General features: G+C 60.7%; 21 protein-coding genes. 11 read left to right on the top strand and 10 right to left on the bottom strand.

The features are described 5' to 3' along the window. The first annotated feature begins 123 nt into the window (after positions 1–123). Complete coding sequence (locus BRD58_RS11850) at positions 124–1,323, top strand: sugar efflux transporter (protein ID WP_015461871.1); 1,200 nt, start codon at positions 124–126, stop codon at positions 1,321–1,323. Between the two features lie 4 nt (positions 1,324–1,327). On the opposite strand, the gene BRD58_RS11855 is transcribed toward BRD58_RS11850, so the two are convergent. After that, positions 1,328–1,588: a YkgJ family cysteine cluster protein gene (locus tag BRD58_RS11855; RefSeq protein ID WP_012849116.1), complete on the bottom strand. Its 261-nt coding sequence runs from the start codon at positions 1,586–1,588 to the stop codon at positions 1,328–1,330. A gap of 265 nt (positions 1,589–1,853) precedes the next feature. Between BRD58_RS11855 and mtr the strand changes: the two genes are divergently transcribed. Both mtr and yeiP read left to right on the top strand, forming a co-directional pair. Then, positions 1,854–3,104: a tryptophan permease gene (gene mtr, locus BRD58_RS11860; RefSeq protein ID WP_041692774.1), complete on the top strand. Its 1,251-nt coding sequence runs from the start codon at positions 1,854–1,856 to the stop codon at positions 3,102–3,104. A 186-nt stretch (positions 3,105–3,290) separates the two neighbouring features. Beyond that, a complete protein-coding gene (gene yeiP, locus BRD58_RS11865) occupies positions 3,291–3,863 on the top strand; it encodes an elongation factor P-like protein YeiP (RefSeq protein WP_012849118.1) in 573 nt (190 codons plus the stop codon). A gap of 77 nt (positions 3,864–3,940) precedes the next feature. Here the strand turns inward: yeiP and uxuA are convergent, their stop codons facing one another. Continuing rightward, positions 3,941–5,131: a mannonate dehydratase gene (gene uxuA, locus BRD58_RS11870; protein WP_012849119.1), complete on the bottom strand. Its 1,191-nt coding sequence runs from the start codon at positions 5,129–5,131 to the stop codon at positions 3,941–3,943. Between the two features lie 406 nt (positions 5,132–5,537). On the opposite strand from uxuA, the gene BRD58_RS11875 reads away from it, so the two are divergent. Continuing rightward, positions 5,538–7,010 (top strand): mannitol dehydrogenase family protein, encoded by a 1,473-nt coding sequence (locus BRD58_RS11875; protein WP_073383111.1) that lies wholly within the window; start codon positions 5,538–5,540, stop codon positions 7,008–7,010. A 79-nt stretch (positions 7,011–7,089) separates the two neighbouring features. Here BRD58_RS11875 and BRD58_RS11880 read toward each other — a convergent pair whose 3' ends face one another. The 4 genes from BRD58_RS11880 to BRD58_RS11895 form a co-directional block, all read right to left on the bottom strand. Then, positions 7,090–8,673 (bottom strand): methyl-accepting chemotaxis protein, encoded by a 1,584-nt coding sequence (locus BRD58_RS11880; protein ID WP_041692775.1) that lies wholly within the window; start codon positions 8,671–8,673, stop codon positions 7,090–7,092. A gap of 175 nt (positions 8,674–8,848) precedes the next feature. Then, a complete protein-coding gene (locus BRD58_RS11885) occupies positions 8,849–10,408 on the bottom strand; it encodes an EAL domain-containing protein (RefSeq protein ID WP_015461875.1) in 1,560 nt (519 codons plus the stop codon). Between the two features lie 165 nt (positions 10,409–10,573). Continuing rightward, a complete protein-coding gene (locus tag BRD58_RS11890; protein ID WP_073383114.1) occupies positions 10,574–11,326 on the bottom strand; it encodes an FCD domain-containing protein in 753 nt (250 codons plus the stop codon). 211 nt (positions 11,327–11,537) lie between these two features. Next, complete coding sequence (locus BRD58_RS11895; RefSeq protein WP_225857207.1) at positions 11,538–11,864, bottom strand: hypothetical protein; 327 nt, start codon at positions 11,862–11,864, stop codon at positions 11,538–11,540. Positions 11,865–12,246: 382 nt separating this feature from the next. On the opposite strand from BRD58_RS11895, the gene BRD58_RS11900 reads away from it, so the two are divergent. From BRD58_RS11900 to cycA, 3 genes are all read left to right on the top strand, one after another. Continuing rightward, on the top strand, positions 12,247–13,242 hold the full coding sequence (locus tag BRD58_RS11900) for a CobW family GTP-binding protein (protein ID WP_012849127.1): 996 nt from the start codon (positions 12,247–12,249) through the stop codon (positions 13,240–13,242). Positions 13,243–13,688: 446 nt separating this feature from the next. Then, positions 13,689–14,285, top strand: a complete 597-nt coding sequence (gene mepS / locus BRD58_RS11905) for a bifunctional murein DD-endopeptidase/murein LD-carboxypeptidase (protein WP_012849128.1) — start codon at positions 13,689–13,691, stop codon at positions 14,283–14,285. Between the two features lie 294 nt (positions 14,286–14,579). Continuing rightward, on the top strand, positions 14,580–15,998 hold the full coding sequence (gene cycA, locus BRD58_RS11910) for a D-serine/D-alanine/glycine transporter (RefSeq protein ID WP_034167915.1): 1,419 nt from the start codon (positions 14,580–14,582) through the stop codon (positions 15,996–15,998). A gap of 83 nt (positions 15,999–16,081) precedes the next feature. Here the strand turns inward: cycA and fruA are convergent, their stop codons facing one another. Genes fruA through fruB form a run of 3 tightly spaced genes read right to left on the bottom strand, consistent with a single transcriptional unit; the run spans position 16,082 to position 19,865 of the window. Then, positions 16,082–17,779 carry a PTS fructose transporter subunit IIBC gene (gene fruA / locus BRD58_RS11915; protein WP_012849131.1) on the bottom strand — a complete coding sequence of 566 codons (1,698 nt, stop codon included), beginning with the start codon at positions 17,777–17,779 and terminating at the stop codon, positions 16,082–16,084. Positions 17,780–17,793: 14 nt separating this feature from the next. Continuing rightward, positions 17,794–18,732 carry a 1-phosphofructokinase gene (fruK, locus tag BRD58_RS11920; RefSeq protein WP_012849132.1) on the bottom strand — a complete coding sequence of 313 codons (939 nt, stop codon included), beginning with the start codon at positions 18,730–18,732 and terminating at the stop codon, positions 17,794–17,796. After that, entirely contained in the window at positions 18,729–19,865 is a 1,137-nt protein-coding gene (fruB, locus tag BRD58_RS11925; RefSeq protein WP_012849133.1) for a fused PTS fructose transporter subunit IIA/HPr protein, read from the bottom strand. The genes fruK and fruB overlap by 4 nt, the downstream gene beginning before the upstream one ends. Before the next feature lie 271 nt (positions 19,866–20,136). Here fruB and BRD58_RS11930 point away from each other — a divergent pair, with 271 nt between their 5' ends. The 4 genes from BRD58_RS11930 to glnQ all read left to right on the top strand — a co-directional run bounded on the left by BRD58_RS11930 (position 20,137) and on the right by glnQ (position 23,103). After that, positions 20,137–20,565 (top strand): nucleotide triphosphate diphosphatase NUDT15, encoded by a 429-nt coding sequence (locus BRD58_RS11930; RefSeq protein ID WP_012849134.1) that lies wholly within the window; start codon positions 20,137–20,139, stop codon positions 20,563–20,565. Positions 20,566–20,899: 334 nt separating this feature from the next. After that, positions 20,900–21,646: a glutamine ABC transporter substrate-binding protein GlnH gene (gene glnH / locus BRD58_RS11935; RefSeq protein WP_012849137.1), complete on the top strand. Its 747-nt coding sequence runs from the start codon at positions 20,900–20,902 to the stop codon at positions 21,644–21,646. An 81-nt stretch (positions 21,647–21,727) separates the two neighbouring features. After that, positions 21,728–22,384 (top strand): glutamine ABC transporter permease GlnP, encoded by a 657-nt coding sequence (glnP, locus tag BRD58_RS11940; protein WP_012849138.1) that lies wholly within the window; start codon positions 21,728–21,730, stop codon positions 22,382–22,384. Continuing rightward, entirely contained in the window at positions 22,381–23,103 is a 723-nt protein-coding gene (gene glnQ, locus BRD58_RS11945; protein WP_012849139.1) for a glutamine ABC transporter ATP-binding protein GlnQ, read from the top strand. The genes glnP and glnQ overlap by 4 nt, the downstream gene beginning before the upstream one ends. Positions 23,104–23,145: 42 nt before the next feature. Here the strand turns inward: glnQ and rlmF are convergent, their stop codons facing one another. Continuing rightward, positions 23,146–24,075, bottom strand: coding sequence for a 23S rRNA (adenine(1618)-N(6))-methyltransferase RlmF (gene rlmF / locus BRD58_RS11950; RefSeq protein WP_073383118.1), 930 nt, complete (start codon positions 24,073–24,075; stop codon positions 23,146–23,148). Positions 24,076–24,219: the final 144 nt, after the last annotated feature.

The raw sequence follows: 24,219 nt of genomic DNA on the forward strand, positions 1-24,219 counted from the left end.
CCGGGGAAACCTGGCCGCCTCTCCCTGTGCAGTAGAATATTGAAATCCCTTTTCATTTTCGCCAATGACCGGTAACATGCGCAGCGCATATCCCCTGATCCCTGACCCGATACCGGTTTTCTCATGCTGACTTTTGCCCGCACTCTCGCCCGTCGTTTACCCGATCGTACCGGCAGCGCCTTCCTGATCGTCGCGTTTCTTACCGGGATCGCCGGGGCGCTGCAGACCCCGACGCTGAGCCTGTTTCTCTCCAGCCAGGTCACCGGCAGCCCGCTGATGGTCGGCCTGTTTTATACCGGCAGCGCGGTCATCGGCATCATCGTCAGCCAGTGGCTCGCCAGCCTCTCCGATCGGCGCGGCGATCGTAAACAGCTGATCCTGCTATGCTGCCTGCTGGGAGCGGTGGGCTGCCTGCTGTTCGCCTACAACCGTAACTACTATCTTCTGCTGATCGTCGGCGTCTGCCTGACCAGCTTTGGCTCCACCGCCAACCCGCAGATGTTTGCCCTAGCGCGCGAGTACGCCGATCGCTGTGGCAAAGAGGCGGTGATGTTCAGCTCCGTACTGCGTGCGCAAATCTCCCTGGCCTGGGTGATCGGCCCACCGCTGGCCTTCGCCATGGCGCTGGGCTGGGGCTTCACCTTTATGTATCTGGCCGCCACCCTCACCTTTCTGCTGTGCGCCGCCATTGTCTGGCGCTGGCTGCCATCCATGCCGCGGACGGCAGAGACGCCGCGCGGTGGCGCACAGGCGCCGCGGCGTAATCGGCGCCAGACCCTGCTGCTGCTGGCCTGCGCCACCCTGATGTGGACCTGTAACAGCATGTACCTGATCAACATGCCGCTGTATATCAGCCACCAGCTGCAGCTGCCGGAGCGCCTGGCGGGACTGATGATGGGAACCGCGGCCGGGCTGGAGATCCCGACGATGCTGATCGCCGGCGTCTATGCCGCGCGGCTGGGAAAACGGCGGCTGATGCTCCTGGCGCTGGTGGCCGGTCTGCTGTTTTACGGCGGGCTGCTGTGGATCACCCACCCGTGGGCGCTGCTGGCCCTGCAGCTGCTCAACGCGGTATTTATCGGTATTCTGGCCGGGATCGGCATGCTCTACTTTCAGGATCTGATGCCGGGGCAAGCGGGATCGGCCACGACGCTGTTCACCACCAGCGGACGCATCGGCTGGATCATCGCCGGCTCCGTAGCCGGCGCGCTGGCGGAGATCTGGAGCTACGCATCCGTCTTCCCGGTGGCGCTGGTGATGCTGTTCATCGCCCTCGCCTGTCTGCTGCAGATGAAGCCGGATCGCGCGGTCGCGACGCCGTAGGGGGCTATGCGTCCGGCGCCGTCGCCTGCTCCAGGTGCCGCAGATAGCTCAGGGCCGCCTCGCGGCTCTGTCCGCACATGTCAACGCAGGGCTTCAGCTGTCCGCACACCGCCGGACGCGCGGGGCTATGAAACAGGCGGCAGCGCATCATTTCATCCAGCTGCGGACAGGGGATCCCCGCCGGTTTGCCCTGCGGCAGCCCCGGAATCGGGCTGGATATCGACGGGGCAATACAGCAGGCACCGCAGTCGCTACGACACTCCATCACTCTCTCCTTGCCGCCTGAGGGCGGTCACTGATGCGCGCGGGTGGATAAAAAAACGCCGCCCCGCACGCCGGGCGCATACCCTACCAGAGCGCTACCGCCGCCGCTACCCCCACCGGTGAAATGCTGCGCGTCGTGGGCACCGCGGCGGCGGTGAGTCATCGCCCTTTTTCTTATTCCGCCACCGCGTAAACGGTTTACTTTCCGCGCGCGGCATCGTACCATTGCGCTAGTACACAAGAATTCTTTCCAGGAGCAACATCCCATGACCATGGAGCAGACCTTGACTCACTCGCTGCAGCGCCCCTCCGTTCTGGGCGGTGCGATGATCATCGCCGGCACCGCCGTCGGCGCCGGTATGTTTTCGATCCCCGTCGTCACCGCCGGCGTCTGGTTTAGCCTCTCCGTCGTGCTGCTGATCGTCACCTGGGCCTGCATGTATCTGTCCGGTCTGATGATCCTGGAAAGCAACCTGCACTATCCGGCGGGCGCCAGCTTTCACACCATGGTCGGCGATCTGCTGGGTAAGGGATGGAACAGCATCAACGGGCTGTCGATCGCCTTCGTGCTGTACATCTTGACCTACGCCTACATCTCCGCCGGCGGCTCCATCATCACCCATACCCTGGCGCCGCTGGCCGAGGTGGGACAGCCGCTGGCCGGCGGGGTCTTCGCCCTGCTGGTTGGCTTTATCGTCTGGCTGTCAACCCGCGCGGTCGATCGCCTGAGCACCATCCTGATCGGTGGAATGGTGATCACCTTCCTGCTGTCGACCGGCGACATGTTTACCCACGTCGACCGCGCGATCCTGTTCGACAGCGCGGACACCCAGGCGAACTACCTGCCCTACGCGCTGGCGGCGCTGCCCTACCTGCTGACGTCGTTCGGCTACCACGGCAACGTGCCGGGGCTGGTCAAGTACTACAACAAAGACAGCCGCGCCGTGGTACGCAGCCTGCTGTACGGCACCCTGATCGCCCTGGTTATCTACATCTTTTGGCAGTACGTGATTCAGGGCAATATCAGCCGCGCCGCCTTCCGCCAGATCATCGCCGAAGGTGGCAATATCGGCAGCCTGCTCAAGCAGATGGGCAGCGTCGCCAGCGGTCCGCTGGTAACACAATTGCTGAACGCCTTCTCCTATATGGCGCTGGCCAGCTCGTTCCTCGGCGTCTCGCTGGGTCTGTTCGACTACATCGCAGATATGCTGCGCTTTGCAGACACCCCGAGCGGACGGGCCAAAAGTGCACTGATCACCTTTGTGCCGCCGACGATCGGCGCCCTGCTGTTCCCCAATGGCTTTCTGTATGCCATCGGCTTTGCCGGTCTGGCCGCAACGATCTGGGCGGTGATCGTCCCGGCGCTGATGGCACGCGCCAGCCGTCGCCGCTTTTCACAGGCGAGCTATCGCGTCCCCGGCGGCGCGGCGGTCATCATCCTGGTTATCGCCTTTGGCCTGCTTAACGCCGTGGCCCATATTCTCTCTCTGTTCAATCTGTTACCGATTTACCGCTAACGCCCAGGCGCCCTCTCCTGCGGGGGGCGCTTTTCTCCCGCCGATCCGACTTTTTACGCCGCCTCCCCTTGCCTGAACGGCAGCGGGCGGGTAGTGTGTCGCCACCTGACCGCGTCCCACCAGAGGCACTCCTGCCGGGGGGAGCGCGGCCGAATAACCCCGCTGTTTTTTTAAGGTATTGCAATCATGGCCAGAGCTAACGAGATCAAACGCGGTATGGCGGTAAACTACAACGGTAAACTGCTGTTGGTCCGCGATATTGATATCCAGTCCCCCAGCGCGCGCGGCGCGGCAACCCTGTACAAAATGCGTTTTTCCGACGTGCGTACCGGGCTGAAGGTCGAAGAGCGTTTTAAGGGCGACGACCTGCTGGAAACCATCACGTTAAGCCGTCGCCCCGTCACCTTTTCCTACATTGACGGCGACGAGTATGTGTTTATGGATGACGAGGACTACACCCCGTACACCTTCAAGAAAGAGCAGATCGAAGACGAACTGCTGTTTATCCCGGAAGGCGGCATCCCGGGCATGCAGGTGCTGACGATGGAAGGCCAGGTGCTGGCGCTGGAGCTGCCGCAGACCGTTGATATGGAGATCGTCGAGACGACGCCGAGCATCAAGGGCGCCTCCGCCAGCGCGCGCACCAAACCGGCCGCCATGTCAACGGGCCTGGTGGTGCAGGTGCCGGAATACCTGAGCAACGGCGAGAAAATTCGCATTCACGTTGAAGAGCGTCGCTTTATGGGCCGCGCCGACTAAACCCGACGCCTAGCGCAAACGGAAGGGGGGACGCCGCGGCGTCCCCCCTTTATATTGTTAGGCCGTTGCCCGCGCCGTTACTTCATCTGCGGAAAATAGACCCGCTTGATGGCCAGCTCGACGCCGCGCACCTCGGCCAGCCCTTTCAGACGGCCAATGGCGGAGTAGCCCGGGTTGGTTTTCTTCTTCAGATCGTCCAGCATCTGATGGCCGTGGTCCGGACGCATCGGAATCGGACGCATGTCCCCGGCCTGCTGACGGCGAGACTCCTCCGTCAAGATAGCCTTGACCACCGCAAACATATCGACATCGCCCTGCAGGTGAGCCCCTTCGTGGAAGCTCTTCGGGTTGGCTTCGCGGCAGGTGGCGCGCAGGTGGGTAAAGTGAATGCGATCGCCGAAGCGCTCGATCATCGCCACCAGATCATTGTCGGCACGCACACCGTACGACCCGGTGCACATGGTAAAACCGTTGTAGACGCTATCGACGGCCTCTTTCAGCCACTGCATATCCTCTACGGTAGAGACGATGCGCGGCAGCCCCAGAATCGGGCGCGGCGGATCGTCCGGATGCACCGCCAGACGCAGGCCGCAGGCCTCCGCTACCGGCACGATTTCACGCAGGAAGTGAGCCATATGCTCACGCAGCGTCGCTTTATCAATACCGTCATACTCCGCCAGGCGGGCGCGGAACTGATCCAGGGTGTAGCCCTCCTCCGCCCCCGGCAGACCGGCGATGATATTGGCGGTCAGCTTAGCCACCTCGGCCTCGCTCATCGCGTCGAAGTAGGCCTTGGCCTGCGCCTGCTCTTCCGTGCTGTAATCCTCTGCGGCGCCCGGGCGCTTCAGGATATGCAGCTCAAAGGCGGCAAAGGCGATCTGATCGAAGCGCAGCGCCTTGGAGCCGTCCGGCAACGCGTACTCCAGATCGGTACGGGTCCAGTCCAGCACCGGCATGAAGTTATAGCAGACGGTATCGATCCCGCAGGCTGCCAGATTGCGCAGGCTCTGCTTGTAGTTGTCGATATGGCGCGGGTAGTTACCGGTTTGGGTTTTAATCTCCTCATGAACCGGAACGCTCTCCACCACCGACCAAGTCAATCCCTTCTCGGCCAACAGCGCTTTGCGTTTTTCAATCTCTTCTACGCTCCAGACTTCGCCGTTTGGAATATGGTGCAACGCCGTCACTACGCCGGTGGCCCCAGCCTGGCGGACATCATCAAGGGAAACCGGATCGTTCGGGCCATACCAACGCCAAGTTTGTTCCATCTACTGTTACCTTCTGCGGTGTGTTAACGGGTCTTCCTGTGACGGGTCAGACAGATTTTACGCTTTACGGCCTCCGCCGGCATAATCTGTCATACCAAATCGACACAGATATCACTCAGCTTTACCCTGACGCATCCGGATGCGGCTGTCAAAAGCGAAAGTGTGATTGGTTGATCCGCCTCACGATTATCGGGGAATTTTGGACTAACCAATTTGATTTTCTATCATATCAATTTAGACTGCAAGCCTGTGTGATGCTGTCAGACCAAACCGACGACGCCGGGAAAAGCAGGCGCCATGCCGCTGAGCGCCATCAGCAAGTGGTCTAACACCTTTTATGGCTATAGCAACGAAACAGGCCGCCCAGGGCGGCGCTGCTTCCGTCATCCATCAGATGGAGTTACGAATGAATAACCTCGCCAACTATACCTTACCGGCCGACGTACAGCGCCCCTCCTACGATCGCAGCGCCCTGAAATCCCGCCTCGTACACCTGGGATTTGGCGCGTTTCACCGCGCGCATCAGGCGCTGCTTACCGATCGCGTCCTGAACACGCTGGGCGGCGACTGGGGCTACTGTGAGGTCAACCTGATCGGCGGCGAAACCCTGATCGAACAGCTGCGCCAGCAGGATCATCTGTACAGCGTGCTGGAGAAAGGCGCCAGCCATAACCAGGCCATCGTCATCGGCGCGGTGCATGAATCGCTGCACGCCACCCTCGACGGTATCGAGGCCGTGGTCGAAAAGATGGCCGAGCCGCAGGTGGCCATCGTCTCCCTGACGGTCACCGAAAAAGGCTACTGCATCGAGCCGGGCAGCGGTCGTCTGGATCTCAACAATCCGCTGATTAAGGCCGACCTGGCGCACCCGCAGCAGCCGGCGTCCGCCCCCGGAGCAATCGTGGAGGCCCTGCGTCTGCGCCGCGAGCGCGGCCTGTCTCCCTTCACCGTGCTCTCCTGCGACAACATCCCGGAAAACGGCCACGTGGTGAAAAATGCGGTGCTGGATCTGGCGCAGGCGCGCGATCCGCAGCTGGCGGCGTGGATCGCCGACAACGTCACCTTCCCCAGCACCATGGTCGATCGCATCGTCCCGGCAGTCACCGAGGAGACTCTGACCCAGATCGGCGCCGCCCTCGGCGTCGACGATCCGTGCGGCATCGCCTGTGAACCCTTTATTCAGTGGGTGGTCGAGGATAACTTCGTCGCCGGACGTCCCGCGTGGGAAGCCGTCGGCGCCGAGCTGGTCAGCGATGTACTGCCCTATGAGGAGATGAAGCTGCGTATGCTCAACGGTAGCCACTCTTTCCTGGCCTACCTGGGCTATCTGGCGGGCTATGAGCACATCAACGACTGCATGGAGGACGCCGCCTACCGTCAGGATGCCCATCGCCTGATGCTGCAGGAGCAGGCGCCGACCCTGAGCGTCAGCGGCGTCGATCTGGCGCGCTATGCCGCGCTGCTGATCGAACGCTACAGCAACCCGTCGCTGAAGCACCGCACCTGGCAAATCGCCATGGACGGTACCCAGAAGCTGCCGCAGCGTATGCTGGACTCCATTCGCTGGCATCTGGCCCACGACAGCGCCTTCCCCTGTCTGGCACTGGGCGTAGCGGGCTGGATGCGCTATGTCAGCGGCACCGATGACGCAGGCCAGGCTATCGATCTCCGCGATCCGATGGCGGAAACCCTGAAGCAGTGCGTAGCCAACAGCGCCGACGGCGCAGAGCGTGTCCAGGCGCTGCTGAGCGTCAGCGCGGTCTTCGGCGACGCGCTGCCGCAGGAGCCCCGCTTTGTCGAGGCGGTAACCGCCGCCTACCTGTCACTGATGCAGCAGGGTGCGGCCCGCACCTGCGCTGCGCTGGCAAGCCAGGCATAATCCCGCCCCAACGCAGTCTGCCGCCCGACGGCGGCAGACTGTGCGCGCACGCACCGGGCGTGCCCTGCTATCGATAAACCTAAGCCGCCGCGGGCGCTAGCGCCGCCGCATCGCTGACGTTGAACGCCGCCACGATCTCGGTCAACGCCTTGGCCTGTCCCTCCAGCCCATGGGAGGCCGCCGTGGACTCCTCCACCAGCGTGGCGTTATGCTGTGTCACCGTATCCATCTGGTTGATAGCCTGGTTGATCTGGGCAATCCCACGGCTCTGCTCCTCTGCGCTCGACGATATCTCCCCGATCAGACCGGATACGTGCGTAATGGCGCTAATGATATTCGCCATGGTGGCGCCGGCCGCCGACACATTGACGCTGCCCTGATTGACCCGCTCCACCGACGAGGCGATCAGCGTATTGATCTCCTTCGCCGCCTGGGCGCTACGCTGCGCCAGACTGCGCACCTCACTGGCCACGACGGCGAAGCCGCGTCCCTGATCGCCGGCCCGCGCCGCCTCCACCGCGGCGTTAAGCGCCAGTATATTGGTCTGGAAAGCAATACTATCGATAACATTGGTAATGGAGGCGATATGTTTCGAGTTGCCGGCGATCTCCTCCATGGTCTTGACCACCTCCGCGATGGCCAGTCCACCGGACTCCGCCGTATGGGTTGCTTCGCCGGCCAGCTGCGCCACGTAGCGTGAGCTATCGGTATTCTTATCGACAATGGAGGTCATTTGCTCCATGCTCGCAGCGGTCTCCTCCAGCGCAGCGGCCTGCTCCTCGGTGCGTGAGGCCAGATTGCTGCCCCCAGAGGCAATCTCTCCGGCGCCGGAGTAGATGGCGCTGGCGCTATGGCGCACCGACGCGACGATCTCCCGCAGCGCCCGCTGCATATCGTCGATATGCGCGGCCAGGATCCCCATCTCACTCTTGCCATGGCGCTGAAAGCGCTGCGTCAGATCGCCCTGCGCAATGCGCTGTACGCTGCGAATGATGCTCTGCAGCGGTATCAGCATCGCCTGCTTGACCGACACCCAGCACAGCAACAGGCACAGCAGCGACAGCAGCGCCAGCAGCAGCAGCACCCACTTCATGATCTGGCTGGCGTGATGGCTGTTCTGCACCCCGACCTCCATTAATCGATCATGCTCTTCCTGCCATAGATTATACGCATGCTGTGTTTCAATATTCAGGGAAATAAGCTGTTGATTCAGCTCCGCGGCGCGTGGAATATCATTCTGCTTAAGCAGTTCAGCTATTTTAGACACCGTGGAAAGATATTTCGTGAAGTCATTATTTACCCGATTGACAACATTCATATCCAGCCCGTCAACGTCGGGAATATCTTTATAAGCCACATAATTACTGCGTGCTTCGGCAATCCGCCGATCGGCGCGGGAGAAGAGCCCCTTCATCCGCTCCCGATCGACCGTCGCTGCAATAGCTTGATTCTGTGCCTCTCTCAGCGTGGAGCGCGCCTGAACCAGGTTGATCCATGCGTCGCTAAAAAACATGACATTACGCCGTGACTGGTAGTTTTCTTGAATATGTTCGGCGTCACTATTAATAACATCGTAGAAGAATATAAATGAAACTGCCTGAATTGAAAAAATTGTAACAATTATGATGGGAAGCAGTCTGGCTATTTTAATTTTAGAAAACATGTTACCGATATTCTCTTGTCATTTGCACTCATGAGTTAAGGATTATCGGCTGGGTACCCCATTTCTTTATCACTTTTTTAAATATGAATAACCGCGTATAAATTATACAAATATCGTATAACACCGATCCGACCGAGGACATACCCCGAGCCTCACCCGGAGTATGCTCCCGGCGCTACCGACGCGCCTGCCGAACAACGCTCGTCAACCACTCCCGGGTAAAATCCGGCAGCGGCAGCGGACGACCAAACAGATATCCCTGCAGGTAATCCAGCCGATAAGCACGCAGATGCTGCAGCTGCGCCTCGGTCTCGACCCCTTCCGCCAGGGTGACCATATCCAGCCGCTTGGCCAGCGCGATCACCGTATCCACAATGTGACCCGACAGCATGTCGCTGCCGATCATCCGCACGAAGCTTTGATCGATTTTGATGATGTCGAAGTGATAACGCTGTAGATAGGCCAGGCTGGAGTGCCCGGTGCCAAAATCGTCCAGCGCCAGCAGTACCCCCAGCGCCCGCAGCTCGTGAAAGATTTGCTCCGTCAGCTCTCCGTCCGGCACTCGCTGACGCTCGGTCAGCTCCAGCACCAGCCGAATCGGGTTGGCGGCAAAGGCATCAATAAAGCGTCGACACTCCTCAACCAGGCTCAGATCGTTAAAATGGCTGGCGCTGATGTTAAAGCCAAAGTGAAAATGCGCCGGCAGGCTATGGCAACGCGGCGCAAAATAATCGCTGACCTGCTGCATAATATCGCGCGTCATCGGAACGATGAGACCGCTGTCCTCCGCCAGAGGGATGAAGTTATTCGGCGGGATCAGCCCCATCTGGGGATGCTGCCAGCGCATCAGGATCTCGCAGCCGCTCAGCGACTCATCCGCGCCGTTGACCACCGGCTGAATATAGGGGATAAACTGATGACGCCGTAGCGCCTCGCGCAGATAGGAGACCGGCGAATTTACCTGCCCCACCAAGCGGTAGGTGCCAACCCCGAACACGATGGCCAGCACCAAAAACAGCACCAGGCTACCGCGAGAGTAGTCCAGAATATACGCCCAGTGGCTGCCGATCGGAACGGCCGTGGCGACCGAGATCGGGTAGCGCGACGAACTGTGGACAAAGTGGCGCCCGTCCACCGGCGGCGGCGCATCGACAACCTTGCCCTGAGGATCCATCCAGCCCGCACCGATATGCAGGTACAGCGGCGTCGGGGTGCTGAGCGATCGCAGAATATTCCGCAGGTAGTAGCCGTCTATCCCCACCAGTACGCTGGCATCCCCCGGCCCCGCCTCACGAAACACCACCAGCGAGCGGTGCGGCGTAATCCGGTTACCCGGCATCAGGGTCAAGCGGTTCTGGGTGTAGTGGTCAGAGCCGACCTCGGCATGAAAGGCGCCGTAGAGAGAGGAGCAGTAGATAGCGTTCGCCTGCGCCAGGCTGACCGATCGCACGTCGGGTACCGTCGTCGCCTGAAGCGCCAGCATATTATGCAACGCCGTATCGCAGGGCTGTCCGGCGTAGCGCCGAACCGCATCGGCCGCCGTCTGGGCATTGTCCAGCGCCTCATCGATCTGCCAGATAGCCAGCGTCAGCCGCTGTTTAGCCGACTCAGCCAATCCCCGCGAGGCCTGCCAGGAGATGGTGACGGTAGCCAGTAGCAGCACTATAACCACCGCGCCCGCAGACAGCAGCGGACGCAGATAGCTGCGCCATCGTTCGCCGCCCAGATGAATCATTTGCGTTTGTTACCTCCCGCTCAGCGCACCTGCTCGGCGCGTAGGCAGCGTGTGCCGCGCTTAGACTGTCCCGCACGCAGACGCTGCGTAAGGGCAAAACCCGCTCTCCACTCTGCGGCGCCCCCGCCGGCGTATGCGCCCGACGCAGGCGGGACCGGTGGCGTGCTATGGCGCCATGCCGCCCAGTACCCCCGGCGTAGAATCAAACAGATAGCCGTCAAATCCCGGATCGTCTGGATTGGAGATCTCTAATAGCTTAGCCTTAACATTCTCTAAATGCTGCCACATTGCCTGTTTAGCGTCACGCGCGTCGCGCCGTAGCACCGCCTGCAGGATCCGTTGATGATCCTCCAGCCAGTCCCAGCGGTAGCTGAAATCCTGGGTATGACCATGCAGTCCCGCCCACAGCGGGTTATGCTTGCGCGCGCGCCAGGCATCCTCCACCATTCCGGCCAGTACGCTGTTCTGAGTCGACTGCGCCAAAAGGCAGTGAAACTGCTCATCCACGCTCTCATCGGCGCACCCGGCGTTTAGCGCCAGGCGCTCCTGCTCGATAGCCTGGCGCATCTTCAGAATATCGGACTTGGTCGCCTGCGTCGCGGCAAAGGCCGCGACCTCGCTCTCCAGCAGCTGGCGCGCCTGCAGCAGCTCAAAGGGGCCAAAGGTGTTCTCATCCAGATTCCGCACCCGCGCAGAGGACACATTCTGCGGTAACGCGACGACGTATACCCCGGAGCCTTTACGCACATCGATCAGATGCTCCAGCTCCAGCATGATCAGCGCCTCGCGCACGACGCTGCGGCTCACGTCAAAATGTTCGGCAATATCGCGCTCCGGCGGCAGACGATCTCCGATGGGGTAGTCGCCGCGCGCAATGGCGGCGCGCAGCGTATTGCCGACTTCCTGATACAATCTCATGACGTGCCCCTCTGGCTGTGCCGCATCTGCGGAGTAAATGCACCAATTGGACAGACCAATTGTCAATATTAACGTGCCGCTATAGTGGCTTTGATTGTATCACAGCATGAATTCATTAAGAAAAAGGACGGCGCGGGCGCGCGGGCAGATAATGCTTATGATGATGAAGAACGCCCCTGCGCTGGCAGGGGACGTTCCAGGCAGAACACGCTTAACGATAAGAGACGGTGATCAGCGCCTGTGCATGCGCTTCGTCCAGCCAGGTCAGATGGCTCTCGCCAACCTGGGCCGGTAGGGCCATGGCCCCCTGCTGCGCCCGCGCAACGCTGCGTGTCGCCGTCTGGGCTTTACCGTCCCGATAACACTCGGAATAGACCTGATTATTCACTATTTTAAACTGACAACCATCCTCCACAATCATACCACCAAACTGTACCACGCCCGAGCCAGCGGCTTGGGCAGGGGTATTGGCCAATCCGGCCCCCAGCAACATCCCCATAACGACAATCTTCACTAGTGATAAGCATTCACGCCTCATATATCACTCCCGTCGTCAAGTTACTGCGTCTTTTCATCTCGCCAAACGTCGATCGCGGATGAAAAAACGGTGACATTCCTTGTTAACACCTCTCCTAAAAAATAGCAGAACTCGTTGATTACTAACGGCAATGCAGATCAAAACTTCAGTTATTTCTTTTCAGAAGGCAAAAACAGCATCACAAGCTAAGAAAAAATAAGTGACCAGCATAAAAAACCAATTTCACCTCATATCTTTACCGGTAACGTCGCGAATGCATTGCCAGTACCGAGAAAACGCTTAAAAAATAGGGTTGTTTCCGCGCGCATTTTTCCTAAGAATGTCTGATATCTCACAAAACCAGCGGCGCTCTCCATGGCCTCTAATAACAAGGGAACTGCGCATGACCCGCGTAAATGTGATCACCGGTTTTTTGGGCTGCGGAAAAACCACCACCCTGCGCCACCTGCTGGCAAATAAGCCCGCCCAGGAGCGCTGGGCGATATTGGTCAATGAGTTTGGTGAGATAGGGATCGATGGCGCGCTGCTCGCCGACAGCGGCGCTCAGCTGAAAGAGATCCCCGGCGGCTGTATGTGCTGCGTCAACGGTCTGCCGATGCAAATAGGGCTGAACATGCTGCTGAAAACGCAGCCTGACCGACTGCTGATCGAGCCGACGGGACTGGGTCACCCCACGCAGATCCTGCGCCTGCTGGAGAGCGAGGTCTACAGCGCCTGGCTGACGCTGCAGGCGACGCTGTGTCTGCTGGATGCCCGCCAGCTCAACGATGCGCGACTGCAGAATAACGAGAACTTTCGCGATCAGCTGGCGGCGGCGGATATTATCGTCGCCAATAAAATAGATACCTATGACGACGACGCACGCGACGCGCTGCGTCGCTGGCAACAGGCCCAGGGCGATGAACGAACGCTGCTCGAAACCCAGCGCGGACAGATCGATCCCGCCTGGCTAGATCGCCCGCGCGCGCGCACGGCAGCGCTGCCCGAGGCACGCCATCACCACGCGCCGTCCGCCCCGGCGTCGGGCATCGCCGCGCTGCGGCTACGGCCCGGGCAGGGCTGGCGACGGGCGCTCAACCAGGGCCAAGGCTACTTTAGCTGTGGCTGGGTCTTCAGCGAAGAGAGCATCTTTGACACCATCGGCCTCTTGGAGTGGGTACGCTTAACCCCGCTGCTCCGCATTAAGGGCGCCGTGCGGGTGGCCGAGGGTACCCTCTGTGTTAACCGCCAGGGGGCGGATTTACAGATAGAGACCCGCCAAACGCCGCCGCCGGACAGTCGTATCGAAGTGATCCATGATGCCGAAGCGGACTGGAACGCGCTGCAGAGCGCCCTGCTGGCGCTGCGCACCCGCCGACAGGAGACGTCCACAATATAGCCTTGTCGGTGCGCCCTCGCCTTTCCGGCGCGCCGACGCGGGCAAATTCGCGCCGAATATATTACTAAGTGTGTCAAATTAAACCATTGCTTACCTTTGGATAAGATATCTCTCCCCGTTTATCTTTTTCCTCAATATAATAGAGGGGCGCGTAATCTAGAAAATAGGTCATATAATTGACTTGTTTTACATGTGATTAGCACAGTGGCTTCTACTGAATATCTGGGCAGGATACGCGATAACGCACGGTTTAATCCGGCCATGTCCCCCCGTTCGCAGCGCGTCTTCGCTGTGAATAGCGGAAATCAGGACAAAAAGTGTGTTCTGCTGCACAATTCTGCCTCAGCGCGATTGTCAGTACCCCACGTGGAAATTAGTCTCTGGAAGGGTAATTTTCAGATAGCGACATAACAGGTCGTTAAGGACAACAAGGGAAACGGTTTATAATGGTCAAGTCTCAACCAGTTCTGAGATACATTCTGCGTCTGGCGCCCGCCATCGCCGCCGCAGTGTTGCTTTCGGCATGTACTACGACACCCTCCGATCGCTACGCACAAACTGATACGCATGTAGTCAACAACAAAGACAATCTATTACTACAGGCGTCTCAGGATGAATTTGAGGAGATGGTGCGCAATCTGGATGTTAAATCCAAGATTATGGATCAATACGCCAGCTGGAAAGGCGTACGCTATCGCCTGGGCGGCGACAGCAAGCGCGGCATCGACTGCTCGGCGTTTGTTCAGCGTACTTTCCGCGAACAGTTTGGTCTGGAGCTGCCGCGCTCAACCTCACAGCAGGAGGGCACCGGCCACGCCATCAAGCGCTCTAAGCTGCGCATCGGCGATCTGGTACTGTTCCGCGCCGGGTCCACGGGCCGTCACGTCGGCATCTATCTGGGCAACGATCAGTTTGTTCACGCGTCCACCAGCAGCGGCGTTACGATCTCCAACCTGAACGATACCTACTGGAATAAACGCTACCGTGAAGCGCGCCGGGTACTCTCCGGTACTCAGCTGGCGCAGGCTAATACCCACAGCTAAGGCGTCCCTACGTTTCCCCCTGTCCTAAAAAACGCTGCTACGGCAGCGTTTTTTATTGCTATAAATATAGAAACCAAAATAAAGCGCTACTCCACGGCGATAGCACGGCACACTCCCCCCACAATCCGCTAATAAACACTATTTTTTAACATTTCATTAAACTCCCCATATTCAAACCTGCCGTTCTTTTCTACTATCGTTAGCGAAGGACGGCCATCAGGAGTGACGGTCGCAGGAGGCGAACCGTCGGACGCGCGCATTTCGAACACAACAGCCCATTCGGGGAGAGCAGACATGGGGAAACGACTCACAGCGGCAGCAGAGCAACGCGAGGCGACGTCCGACGGACATCTGCAGCGTAATCTTAATAACCGTCATATCCAGCTCATCGCCATCGGCGGCGCTATCGGCACCGGCCTGTTTATGGGCTCCGGGAAAACCATCAGCCTGGCCGGACCATCTATTATCTTTGTTTATATGATTATCGGGTTTATGCTTTTTTTTGTAATGCGAGCAATGGGTGAGCTGCTGCTCTCTAACCTGGAGTATAAATCCTTCAGCGATTTCGCGACCGATCTGCTCGGCGCCCGCGCCGGTTATTTTACCGGATGGACCTACTGGTTCTGCTGGGTCGTCACCGGCATGGCCGACGTGGTCGCCATTACCGCCTACGCCCACTTCTGGTTCCCCCACCTGGCAGACTGGATTATTTCGCTCTCCTGCGTCGTGCTGCTGCTTTCGCTCAATCTGGTCACGGTCAAAATGTTCGGCGAAACTGAATTTTGGTTTGCGATGATTAAAATCGTCGCCATTATCGCCCTGATCCTGATTGGACTGGGTATGGCCATCGGCGGCTTTCGCGCCCCCTCCGGCGAGCAGGCGGCCTTCAGCAACCTGTGGCACGGCGGCCTCTTTCCCCACGGGATCGGTGGCTTCTTCGCCGGATTTCAGATCGCGGTCTTCGCCTTTGTCGGCATTGAGCTGGTGGGCACCACGGCGGCGGAAACCCGCGATCCGCAGCGAGTCCTCCCCAGAGCGATCAACGCGATACCGCTGCGTATCATCATGTTCTATGTACTGGCCCTGTGCACCATCATGATCGTCACCCCGTGGCAGCAGGTGGTGCCCGACAAGAGCCCCTTTGTGGAGCTGTTTATTCTGGCCGGGCTGCCGGCCGCGGCGGGGATCGTCAACTTTGTGGTGCTGACCTCGGCGGCCTCCTCCGCCAACAGCGGCATTTTTTCCACCAGCCGCATGCTTTATGGACTGGCGCAAAGCGGTCTGGCCCCGGCCCGCTTCGCCCGCCTCTCTCGTCAGTCGGTGCCCGCCGCCGGGCTGTTCTTCTCCTGCCTGTGTCTGCTGGGAGGCGTCGTGCTGCTCTATCTGATCCCCAACGTGATCACCGTCTTTACCCTGATCACCACCGTCTCGGCCGTGCTGTTTATGTTCGTCTGGTCGATCATTCTGTGTAGCTATCTGGTCTATCGCCGCCGCTATCCGCAGCGACACGCTGCCTCGGGCTATAAGATGCCGCTGGGCAGCGTTATGTGCTGGATCTGCCTCGCCTTTCTGTTTGGCGTACTGATCCTGCTCACGCTGGAGACCGATACGCGCCAGGCGCTGATGGTCACGCCGCTGTGGTTTATCGCGCTGGCCATCGGCTGGCGCTTCACCCAGCGTCCCTCAGCGCTTTCCCGCGACGAGGCCGCCTAAAACAGCCCCCTGCCTAGCAGGGGGTCAACAGATAAAAAAACGGGGGCATCTCTCGACGCCCCCGCTCGGTATCGCTTACGCGACTACGCCGTTTTGCTCGCCTGGCTCTGCGGCGCGCCGTCCGGCCGCTTGAGCAGCGCATACAGCAGTCCGCTCAGCAGCGTCCCGGCCAAGATCGCCAGCAGATAAGGCAGCACCGGGGTGATCGCGCCGGGGATCAGCAGTACAAACAGTCCGCCGTGCGGCGCCATCAGCTTCGCGCCAAACAGCATCGACAGCGCCCCGGTCAGCGCCCCGCCGAGAATGCAGCACGGCAGCACCCGCATCGGATCCCGCGCGGCAAAGGGGATCGCCCCTTCGGTGATGAAGCACAGCCCCAGCACCACGGCCGCCTTGCCGCCCTCGCGCTCGCTCTGGGCAAACTTGCGGCGCGCAACCAGCGTCGCCAGCCCCATCGCCAGCGGCGGAACCATCCCGGCGGCCATGATCGCCGCCATCGGCCCGTAGGTCTGGGTACTGAGCAGGCCGACGCCGAAGGCATAGGCCGCCTTGTTCACCGGTCCGCCCATGTCGGTACACATCATCGCGCCGAGCACCGCGCCCAGGATCACCGCATTGGCCGTGCCCATGGTCTGCAGCCAGTGGGTCAGCCAGGCCAGGATCTTCGCCACCGGCGTGCCGATGATGTAAATCATCGCCAGGCCGACGATCAGGCTCGACAGCAGCGGAATGATCAGGATCGGCTTCAGCGCCTCCATGCTCGCCGGCAGGGTAAGCCTGCTGCTGATGGCCCGAGCGACGTAGCCGGCGAGAAAGCCGGCGATGATCCCGCCGATAAATCCCGACCCCAGGCTAACCGCCAGCATCCCGCCGATCAGCCCCGGCGTCAGGCCGGGACGATCGGCGATGGAGAAGGCGATATAGCCCGCCAGCACCGGCACCATCAGCGCAAAGGCGGTGCCGCCGCCGATCTGCATCAGCGCAGCCGCCAGCGTGCCGGGCTCTTTGAAGGCCTGAATACCAAAGACGAACGAAAGCGCGATACACAGACCGCCGGCCACCACCATCGGCAGCATGTAGGAGACGCCGGTCAGCAGGTGACGGTACGCGCCGCCCGCCTCTTTCTTGCTCCCCGACGCCGCGGCCCCGGACGGCGCAGACGCCTGAGGGCGGTAGATCTCCGCCTCCTGCAGCGCCTTATCCAGCTCCTGAGCCGTCTTCTTCAGCGCCAGCCCCGTGCTGGTGCGGTACATCGGTTTCCCGGCGAACTTCGCCAGATCCACCTCAATATCCGCCGCCACCACCACCAGATCGGCCTCCTCGACCTCCTGCGGCGTAATGGCGTTGCCCGCCCCTACCGATCCCCGCGTCTCCACTTTTACCTGCCAGCCGCGACGGCGCGCCTCTGCCTCCAGCGCCTCCGCCGCCATGAAGGTATGCGCAACGCCCGTCGGACAGGCGGTGACCGCAACCAGCCGCAGGCAGTGCGATCGCTCCTGTCGCGGCGCCGCGTAGTGATAGGGTGAGGCATCGCGCTGCGCACGTGCCAGCAGCTCCGCTGGCTGGCGAATAGCCTCGCCCACCGAGCCCCGGTACAGCGGTTTGCCCTCCAGCGCGGCATCCTGCGGGGTATCGTCACCGATAAACAGCACCAGCGCCGCATCCTGCGGGCGGGTAACCCAGGTAATCTGCTGCTGGGCGGCGGCGGCCTCCAGCATACGCCTGGCTAGGAAACAACGGGCCTCGCCCTGCGCACCTTCCGTAATCAGTAGGGTATTCATATGGCCTTCCCCAATCAGTTAAAAGGATCGAGCTCCACGCGTGCCATCATCGCCGCCAGCTGCGTGCGGTCGCTGATGCCGACGTTGCTCTGGCTGACCGCCAGGGCAGAAACCGCCGTAGCCAGCCGTAGCGTGTGTTCACTGGACTCTCGCATCATCAGGCCATAGATCAGCCCGCCCACCATCGAGTCACCGGCGCCGACGGTGCTGATAACGTCCACCTCAGGCGGCTTAGCCAGCCAGGCGCCGGAGGCGTTAACCCACAGCGCCCCCTCCGCGCCCAGCGAAATCACCACGTGGGCGATCCCCTGATCGCGCAGCGCGTGGGCGGCACCGACGACGTCTTCCAGCGTCGGCAGCGCACGGCCGGCCCAGATTTCCAGTTCGCGGCGGTTGGGCTTCACCAGCCAAGGGGCCGCCTTCAGCCCGGCGACCAGCGCCTCGCGGCTGCTATCAAAAATAATGCACGGGCACTGACTGCGCAGGCGGCGCATCCAGTCGGTAAAATCATCCGCCGCAACGCCGGCCGGCAGGCTGCCGCTGACGCACACCATGTCAAACTGCCCGAGCCAGCTCAGGGAGTCATTAACGAAGCGATCCCAGTCGCTCTTGCTGACGTCAAAGCCGGAGAAGTTAAAGTCGGTGACCGCCCCATCCTTCTCGGTCAGCTTTACGTTGATACGGGTGCGCCCCGGAACCACCTGAAAACGGTTGGCGATACCCAGCTCGCTGAACAGCTGCTGAAATCCATCCTGGTTATCCTTGCCCAGGAATCCGCCCACGGTCACATCGATGCCGAGATCCTTCAGCACCTTGGCAACGTTAATCCCCTTACCCGCGGCGTGCAGCCCGGCGGTTTGTACCCGGTTAACTTCACCGCGCTCAATCTCCGCACAGTAGCCAACCAGATCGTAGGCTGGGTTTAAGGTGATGGTTGCAACTCGTCTACTCATGATATTTCCTCGCCAAGGCCATTCGCGATGGCCTGACCAATAACGTCCAATGCCTGCTGCGCATCACTGCCGCTGGCAGTAAAACGCAGACGATGGCCTTTTTTAACCCCCAGTGCGACAACCTTCATCAGACTGCGGCCATTGACCGGAACCCCGCTGCCATCAAGGTTGGCAACGGTTATCTGGCTTGCAAACTGCTTAATGGTATTCACCAACTGCGCGCCCGGTCGGGCGTGCAGGCCATGCTCATTACGAACGGTAAACTCGGCGCTCAGAGACTCATTGCTCTCCGTCAGCTCGCTGGTCAGCAGCGCAACGACCTCTGCCGGGGTCTGAGCCGTCAGCAAACGTTCAGCCTGCTGACGCTGCAGCAGACGGCTCAGGTAGTCCAGCATCCCCTCCGGCTGCGCATCGGCCATCGCAACGGTCAGCAGCAGCGCCACCGACTCCCCATCGAGCGTAAAGGGCTGACGCGGACGCGCCAGCGCCGCCGCGCTCGCCTGAACCCCCAGCGCGCTGTCGCAGAGCCAAATGCCCTGCCCCAGACACAGCGGCGCGCGGCTGATGACATCGCTGACAAACTCGCCGCCGACCGCTCCCGCCTGCTGCAGGCGCCCGGCGTTCAGCGCCTGTAGCGTCATCAGGCTGTCGGTCTCCACCCCCAGCGTCACCATGCTGATATCAAAGCGAAACTCGGCAACGCTGCGCTCACCCAACAGCAGGCTGCGCAGCGTCTCCGCCGACGTGGTCTGCGCCAGCTCCCGGCTTACGCCGTCGTCGCTCAGCACATGGGTCAGCTGACGCAGCAGCGTCAGGTGCTCATCGGACTTGGCGGCGATGCCGATCACCACATAGGCCCGCTGTCCCTCGCCCCACGCCACCCCCTGCGGAAACTGAAACACCTGAACCCCGGTGTTCAGCACCTGATCGCGGGTATCCGTCGTGCCATGGGGAATCGCGATACCATTCCCCAGGTAGGTCGGCGTCTGCTTTTCGCGCTGCAGCATGCCCTGTACATAGCCCTCGCCGACGTAGCCCGCCGCGACCAGCGCCGCCGCCACCTGCCTGATGGCCTGTTCTTTACTGTCAGCCTCCGCTGCCAGATGGATATCCTGTAGGGTCAGATGAAACATAGATGCTCCTCGTCCGTCATGCCGCGTGCGCCGCCGGCGCATTGAATCGTTTCAGCGCTGCGAGAGAAAAAAACCGGCGTTACCGTGAGGTCGCCGAGGTTTACGACGCTGAATCGTTTTTGTGAGTGTGGTCCGACGCGCGCCGTTACGCAAGGACTTCCCGCCGCATCTGTACATATTTTAGACCTTCAGCACATTTTTGCTGAAGTTTGTTGTCAGCACCGCTGACGTGCGACAATAAGCGCTGAAATTTGCTGATGGAGAAACAAGCATGACGGTAAAAGTGGGGGTCGGCGTGATCATCGTGAACGCCGCTGGCCAGATTTTGCTCGGAAAACGCTGCGGCAGCCACGCACCCTACTGGTCGATCCCCGGCGGCCACGTTGAGCAGGGAGAAACCTTTGAGCAGACGGCGATGCGTGAAGTGGCCGAGGAGTGTGGCCTGCACATCGATACGCCGCGCTTTGTCGGCGTGACCAATAATCTGCAAACCTGGCATGACGAAGGGGTGCACAACGTCTCTATTATTATGCAGGTCAGCGCGCCGGCGGCGGCCACGCCCCAACGCTGCGAACCGGATAAATGTGAATGCTGGCAATGGTGCGATCCGCGTCAGCTGCCGCAGCCTTGCTTTGACGCCTGTCAGCAGGGCGTTCAGCTGTGGCTCACCCAGCAACCCTACTGCGCTACGCCGGCGTAGCGGCGCTGCGGTGCGGTCAAAACCGCACCGCTCCAGTGCACTCGCCCTGCTGAACAAAAATAAAGCAATATGAGTAAGATAATCTTCTCTCGCACCATCCTCTACGGCTACTGCACCAAAACGGTTAACGCATAAACCGCTATCGCACCAATATCGACCATAACGCACTCAAATGGTGCACACCCCCGCCCCGCGCCTGCCCCATCGCTGCGCATTTCTGCCAGTGATAAATATAAACACTTGATAATAAATATAAATAAATAGTTGGCACGTTTCTTTCATTATATCCAGAGCAAACACAAGCGGCTTATCGCAAAGACAAGGAACCATTACGATGAAAGCAATGTTGAAAGCCTCCGTGGCAGCCCTGGCGCTGGCCTTCGCCGTCAGCGCTCAGGCTGCGGAAAAACCGCTGATCGTCGCCACCGATACGGCGTTCGTCCCATTCGAATTTAAAAAGGGCGATAAATATGTCGGTTTCGATATCGACCTGTGGGATGCCATCGCGAAGCAGCTGCACCTAAGCTATACGCTGAAACCGATGGACTTCAGCGGGATCATTCCCGCGCTGCAGACCCGTAACGTGGATCTGGCGCTGGCCGGCATCAGCATTACCGAGGAGCGCAAGAAAGCCATCGACTTCTCCGATGGCTACTACAACAGCGGCCTGATGGTCATGGTGAAGAGCGACAACGCGCAGATCCACGGAGTGAAGGATCTGGACGGCAAAGTGCTGGCCGTGAAGAGCGGCACGGCCGGCGTAGACTATGCAAAGGCGCACGTAAAGAGCAAGGATCTGCGTCAGTTCCCTAATATTGATAACGCCTATCTGGAGCTGGCAACCGGCCGCGCCGACGCCGTCCTGCACGATACCCCCAACATCCTTTACTTTATTAAAACCGCGGGCAACGGTCAGTTTAAGGCCGTCGGCGACTCGCTGGAGGCCCAGGCCTACGGCATCGCCTTCCCGAAGGGCAGCGATGCGCTGCGCGAGCAGGTCAACGGCGCGCTGAAAACCCTGAAAGCGAATGGGACCTACGCAGCTATCTATAAAAAATGGTTCGGCGTCGAACCGAAGTAATGCTTTGGGCGCCCGCGGGGCGCCCCTTTGCCCTCGCGGGCGTTGCACGGTAACACATACGGTTTTACCAGGAGAATCAACATGCAGTTTGACTGGAGCGCCATCTGGGATGCCATCCCGCTGCTGCTGGAAGGCGCCAAACTCACCCTTTGGATCTCGGTGCTGGGGCTGCTCGGCGGCCTGATCATCGGCCTGGCCGCTGGCTTCGCGCGCGCCTTCGGCGGCTGGCTAAGCAACCACATCGCCCTGGTGTTTATCGAGCTTATCCGCGGCACCCCCATCGTGGTTCAGGTGATGTTTATCTACTTCGCCCTGCCGATGATGATGCCGCTGCGTATCGACCCTTTCAGCGCCGCCGTCATCACGATCATGATCAACTCCGGCGCCTATATCGCCGAGATTACCCGCGGCGCGGTGCTCTCCATCCACAGCGGCTTCCGCGAGGCGGGGCTGGCTCTGGGCCTCTCCCGCCGCGATACCCTGCGCTACGTGATCATGCCGCTGGCGCTGCGCCGCATGCTGCCCCCGCTGGGAAACCAGTGGATCGTCAGCATCAAGGATACCTCGCTGTTTATCGTCATCGGCGTGGCCGAGCTGACCCGTCAGGGACAGGAAATCATCGCCGGAAACTTCCGCGCCATGGAAATCTGGAGCGCCGTCGCCGTGATCTACCTGATCATGACGCTGGCCCTGAGCTTTGTCCTACGCCGTCTTGAAAAAAGATTGAAAATCATATGATTGAATTTAAAAACGTCGATAAAAGCTTCGGTCAGACCGCCGTCCTGCACGATATCAACCTGCGTATTCAGCCGGGTGAGGTGGTCGTGATCATCGGCCCCTCCGGCTCGGGAAAGTCGACCCTGCTGCGCTGCATCAACAAGCTGGAGGTCATCAGCCGCGGTCAGCTGCTGGTGGACGGTATGGACGTCAACGATCCCAAGGTCGATGAGCGCCTGATCCGCCAGGAGGCCGGGATGGTCTTCCAACAGTTTTATCTGTTCCCCCACCTGACCGCGCTGGAAAACGTCATGTTCGGCCCCATCCGGGTTCGCGGCATGAGCCGGGCCGATGCCGAACAGCGCGCGCGCACTCTGCTGGCCAAAGTGGGGCTGTCCGAACGCGCCCATCACTATCCGTCGGAGCTCTCCGGCGGACAGCAGCAGCGGGTGGCGATCGCCCGCGCGCTGGCGGTCAAGCCCAAGCTGATGCTGTTCGATGAGCCGACATCCGCGCTGGACCCCGAGCTGCGCCATGAGGTGCTGACGGTGATGAAAGATTTGGCGGAGGAGGGCATGACCATGGTCATCGTCACGCATGAAATCGGCTTTGCCGAAAAGGTGGCGTCGCGGCTGATCTTCGTCGATAAAGGTCGTATCAGCGCCGACGGCAGCCCGCAGCAGCTGATCCAGACGCCGCCCAACGAGCGTCTGCGCGAGTTTCTGCAGCACGTCGCGTGATCGTCCGCCGGGACCGCCCGCGCGGGTGGCCCCGGCGCGCGCTCAGAATCGCCAGGCGATAAAGCGGCTCACTTTCTGCCCCTGCGCCATCGTCACCTCACGCATCTCCTTCACCGGGATTGCGCGCAGCGCCCTGCGCAGCGCCGGCAGCGTCTCTCGCCGAGAGACCAGCGAGGTAAACCACCCCACCTGCGTCGCAAACGCGCGGCTCTCCGCGATCATCCGCAGAATGAACGCCTGCTCACCGCCGTCGCACCACAGCTCATCCGCCTTGCCGCCAAAGTTCAGCATCGCCGCCTGCGGCGGCCGCAGCCCCAGGTTGGTCAGCTTCCGCTGACTGCCCGCGGCGGCCTCCGCCGCGCTGCGGTGAAAGGGGGGATTGCACATCGTCGCGGCGTAGTACTCCCCGGCCTTGATAATCCCCTGAAAAATCACCTGCGGCTGACGCTGACGACGCAGGCGAATCCGCGTCCCCAGCGCCGGATTGGCCCGGATGATGGCCGCCGCGGCCGCCAGCGCCTGCGCCGAAATATCGCTGCCGGTAAAGCGCCAGCCGTATTCGGCCTGCCCCAGCAGCGGGTAGATGCAGTTGGCGCCGGTGCCGATATCCAGCACGCAGGTCTGCGCGCCGCGCGGAATAGCGCCGTCGGCGCGGGTGCTGGCCAGCAAATCGGCCAGATAGTGCAGGTAGTCGGCACGACCCGGGATCGGCGGACAGAGAAACTGCGCGGGAATATCCCAGTGCGCGATGCCATAGTCCTGCGCCAGCAGCGCCCGGTTGAGCGCCCGAACCGCCTGCGGATCGGCGAAGTCGATGCTTTCGCCGCCGTTCGGCGTCGCTCGAACAAAGTCTCCCAGCGCGGGAGAGATCCGGCACAGCGCCGCCATATCGTAGCGGCCATGGTGGCGGTTACGCGGGTGCAGGCCCGCTTTCTGGCGCCGATCCGGCGGCGTGACTGGCTTATGGTTCATGATTCACTTCGGGGGAGTCGCTCAAACAGGGCGGCAAGTATACCCATTTCAGCGCCGGACACCTACCCTCCTGCGCTTTCCCTCTGCAACCCGTCGCGGGGTGGCGTATACTGCGCACTCGGAGAGTGACCGCATCGATCTCGC

Source organism: Edwardsiella piscicida (assembly GCF_001896205.1).
Lineage (GTDB): Bacteria > Pseudomonadota > Gammaproteobacteria > Enterobacterales > Enterobacteriaceae > Edwardsiella > Edwardsiella piscicida.

What these genes read in the sequence shown, in the direction of transcription:
- BRD58_RS11850 (WP_015461871.1), top strand. Translation starts at nt 124, where the DNA reads ATGCTGACTTTTGCCCGCACTCTCGCCCGTCGTTTACCCGATCGTACC.
- BRD58_RS11855 (WP_012849116.1), bottom strand. Translation starts at nt 1,588, where the DNA reads ATGGAGTGTCGTAGCGACTGCGGTGCCTGCTGTATTGCCCCGTCGATA.
- mtr (WP_041692774.1), top strand. Translation starts at nt 1,854, where the DNA reads ATGACCATGGAGCAGACCTTGACTCACTCGCTGCAGCGCCCCTCCGTT.
- yeiP (WP_012849118.1), top strand. Translation starts at nt 3,291, where the DNA reads ATGGCCAGAGCTAACGAGATCAAACGCGGTATGGCGGTAAACTACAAC.
- uxuA (WP_012849119.1), bottom strand. Translation starts at nt 5,131, where the DNA reads ATGGAACAAACTTGGCGTTGGTATGGCCCGAACGATCCGGTTTCCCTT.
- BRD58_RS11875 (WP_073383111.1), top strand. Translation starts at nt 5,538, where the DNA reads ATGAATAACCTCGCCAACTATACCTTACCGGCCGACGTACAGCGCCCC.
- BRD58_RS11880 (WP_041692775.1), bottom strand. Translation starts at nt 8,673, where the DNA reads ATGTTTTCTAAAATTAAAATAGCCAGACTGCTTCCCATCATAATTGTT.
- BRD58_RS11885 (WP_015461875.1), bottom strand. Translation starts at nt 10,408, where the DNA reads ATGATTCATCTGGGCGGCGAACGATGGCGCAGCTATCTGCGTCCGCTG.
- BRD58_RS11890 (WP_073383114.1), bottom strand. Translation starts at nt 11,326, where the DNA reads ATGAGATTGTATCAGGAAGTCGGCAATACGCTGCGCGCCGCCATTGCG.
- BRD58_RS11895 (WP_225857207.1), bottom strand. Translation starts at nt 11,864, where the DNA reads ATGAGGCGTGAATGCTTATCACTAGTGAAGATTGTCGTTATGGGGATG.
- BRD58_RS11900 (WP_012849127.1), top strand. Translation starts at nt 12,247, where the DNA reads ATGACCCGCGTAAATGTGATCACCGGTTTTTTGGGCTGCGGAAAAACC.
- mepS (WP_012849128.1), top strand. Translation starts at nt 13,689, where the DNA reads ATGGTCAAGTCTCAACCAGTTCTGAGATACATTCTGCGTCTGGCGCCC.
- cycA (WP_034167915.1), top strand. Translation starts at nt 14,580, where the DNA reads ATGGGGAAACGACTCACAGCGGCAGCAGAGCAACGCGAGGCGACGTCC.
- fruA (WP_012849131.1), bottom strand. Translation starts at nt 17,779, where the DNA reads ATGAATACCCTACTGATTACGGAAGGTGCGCAGGGCGAGGCCCGTTGT.
- fruK (WP_012849132.1), bottom strand. Translation starts at nt 18,732, where the DNA reads ATGAGTAGACGAGTTGCAACCATCACCTTAAACCCAGCCTACGATCTG.
- fruB (WP_012849133.1), bottom strand. Translation starts at nt 19,865, where the DNA reads ATGTTTCATCTGACCCTACAGGATATCCATCTGGCAGCGGAGGCTGAC.
- BRD58_RS11930 (WP_012849134.1), top strand. Translation starts at nt 20,137, where the DNA reads ATGACGGTAAAAGTGGGGGTCGGCGTGATCATCGTGAACGCCGCTGGC.
- glnH (WP_012849137.1), top strand. Translation starts at nt 20,900, where the DNA reads ATGAAAGCAATGTTGAAAGCCTCCGTGGCAGCCCTGGCGCTGGCCTTC.
- glnP (WP_012849138.1), top strand. Translation starts at nt 21,728, where the DNA reads ATGCAGTTTGACTGGAGCGCCATCTGGGATGCCATCCCGCTGCTGCTG.
- glnQ (WP_012849139.1), top strand. Translation starts at nt 22,381, where the DNA reads ATGATTGAATTTAAAAACGTCGATAAAAGCTTCGGTCAGACCGCCGTC.
- rlmF (WP_073383118.1), bottom strand. Translation starts at nt 24,075, where the DNA reads ATGAACCATAAGCCAGTCACGCCGCCGGATCGGCGCCAGAAAGCGGGC.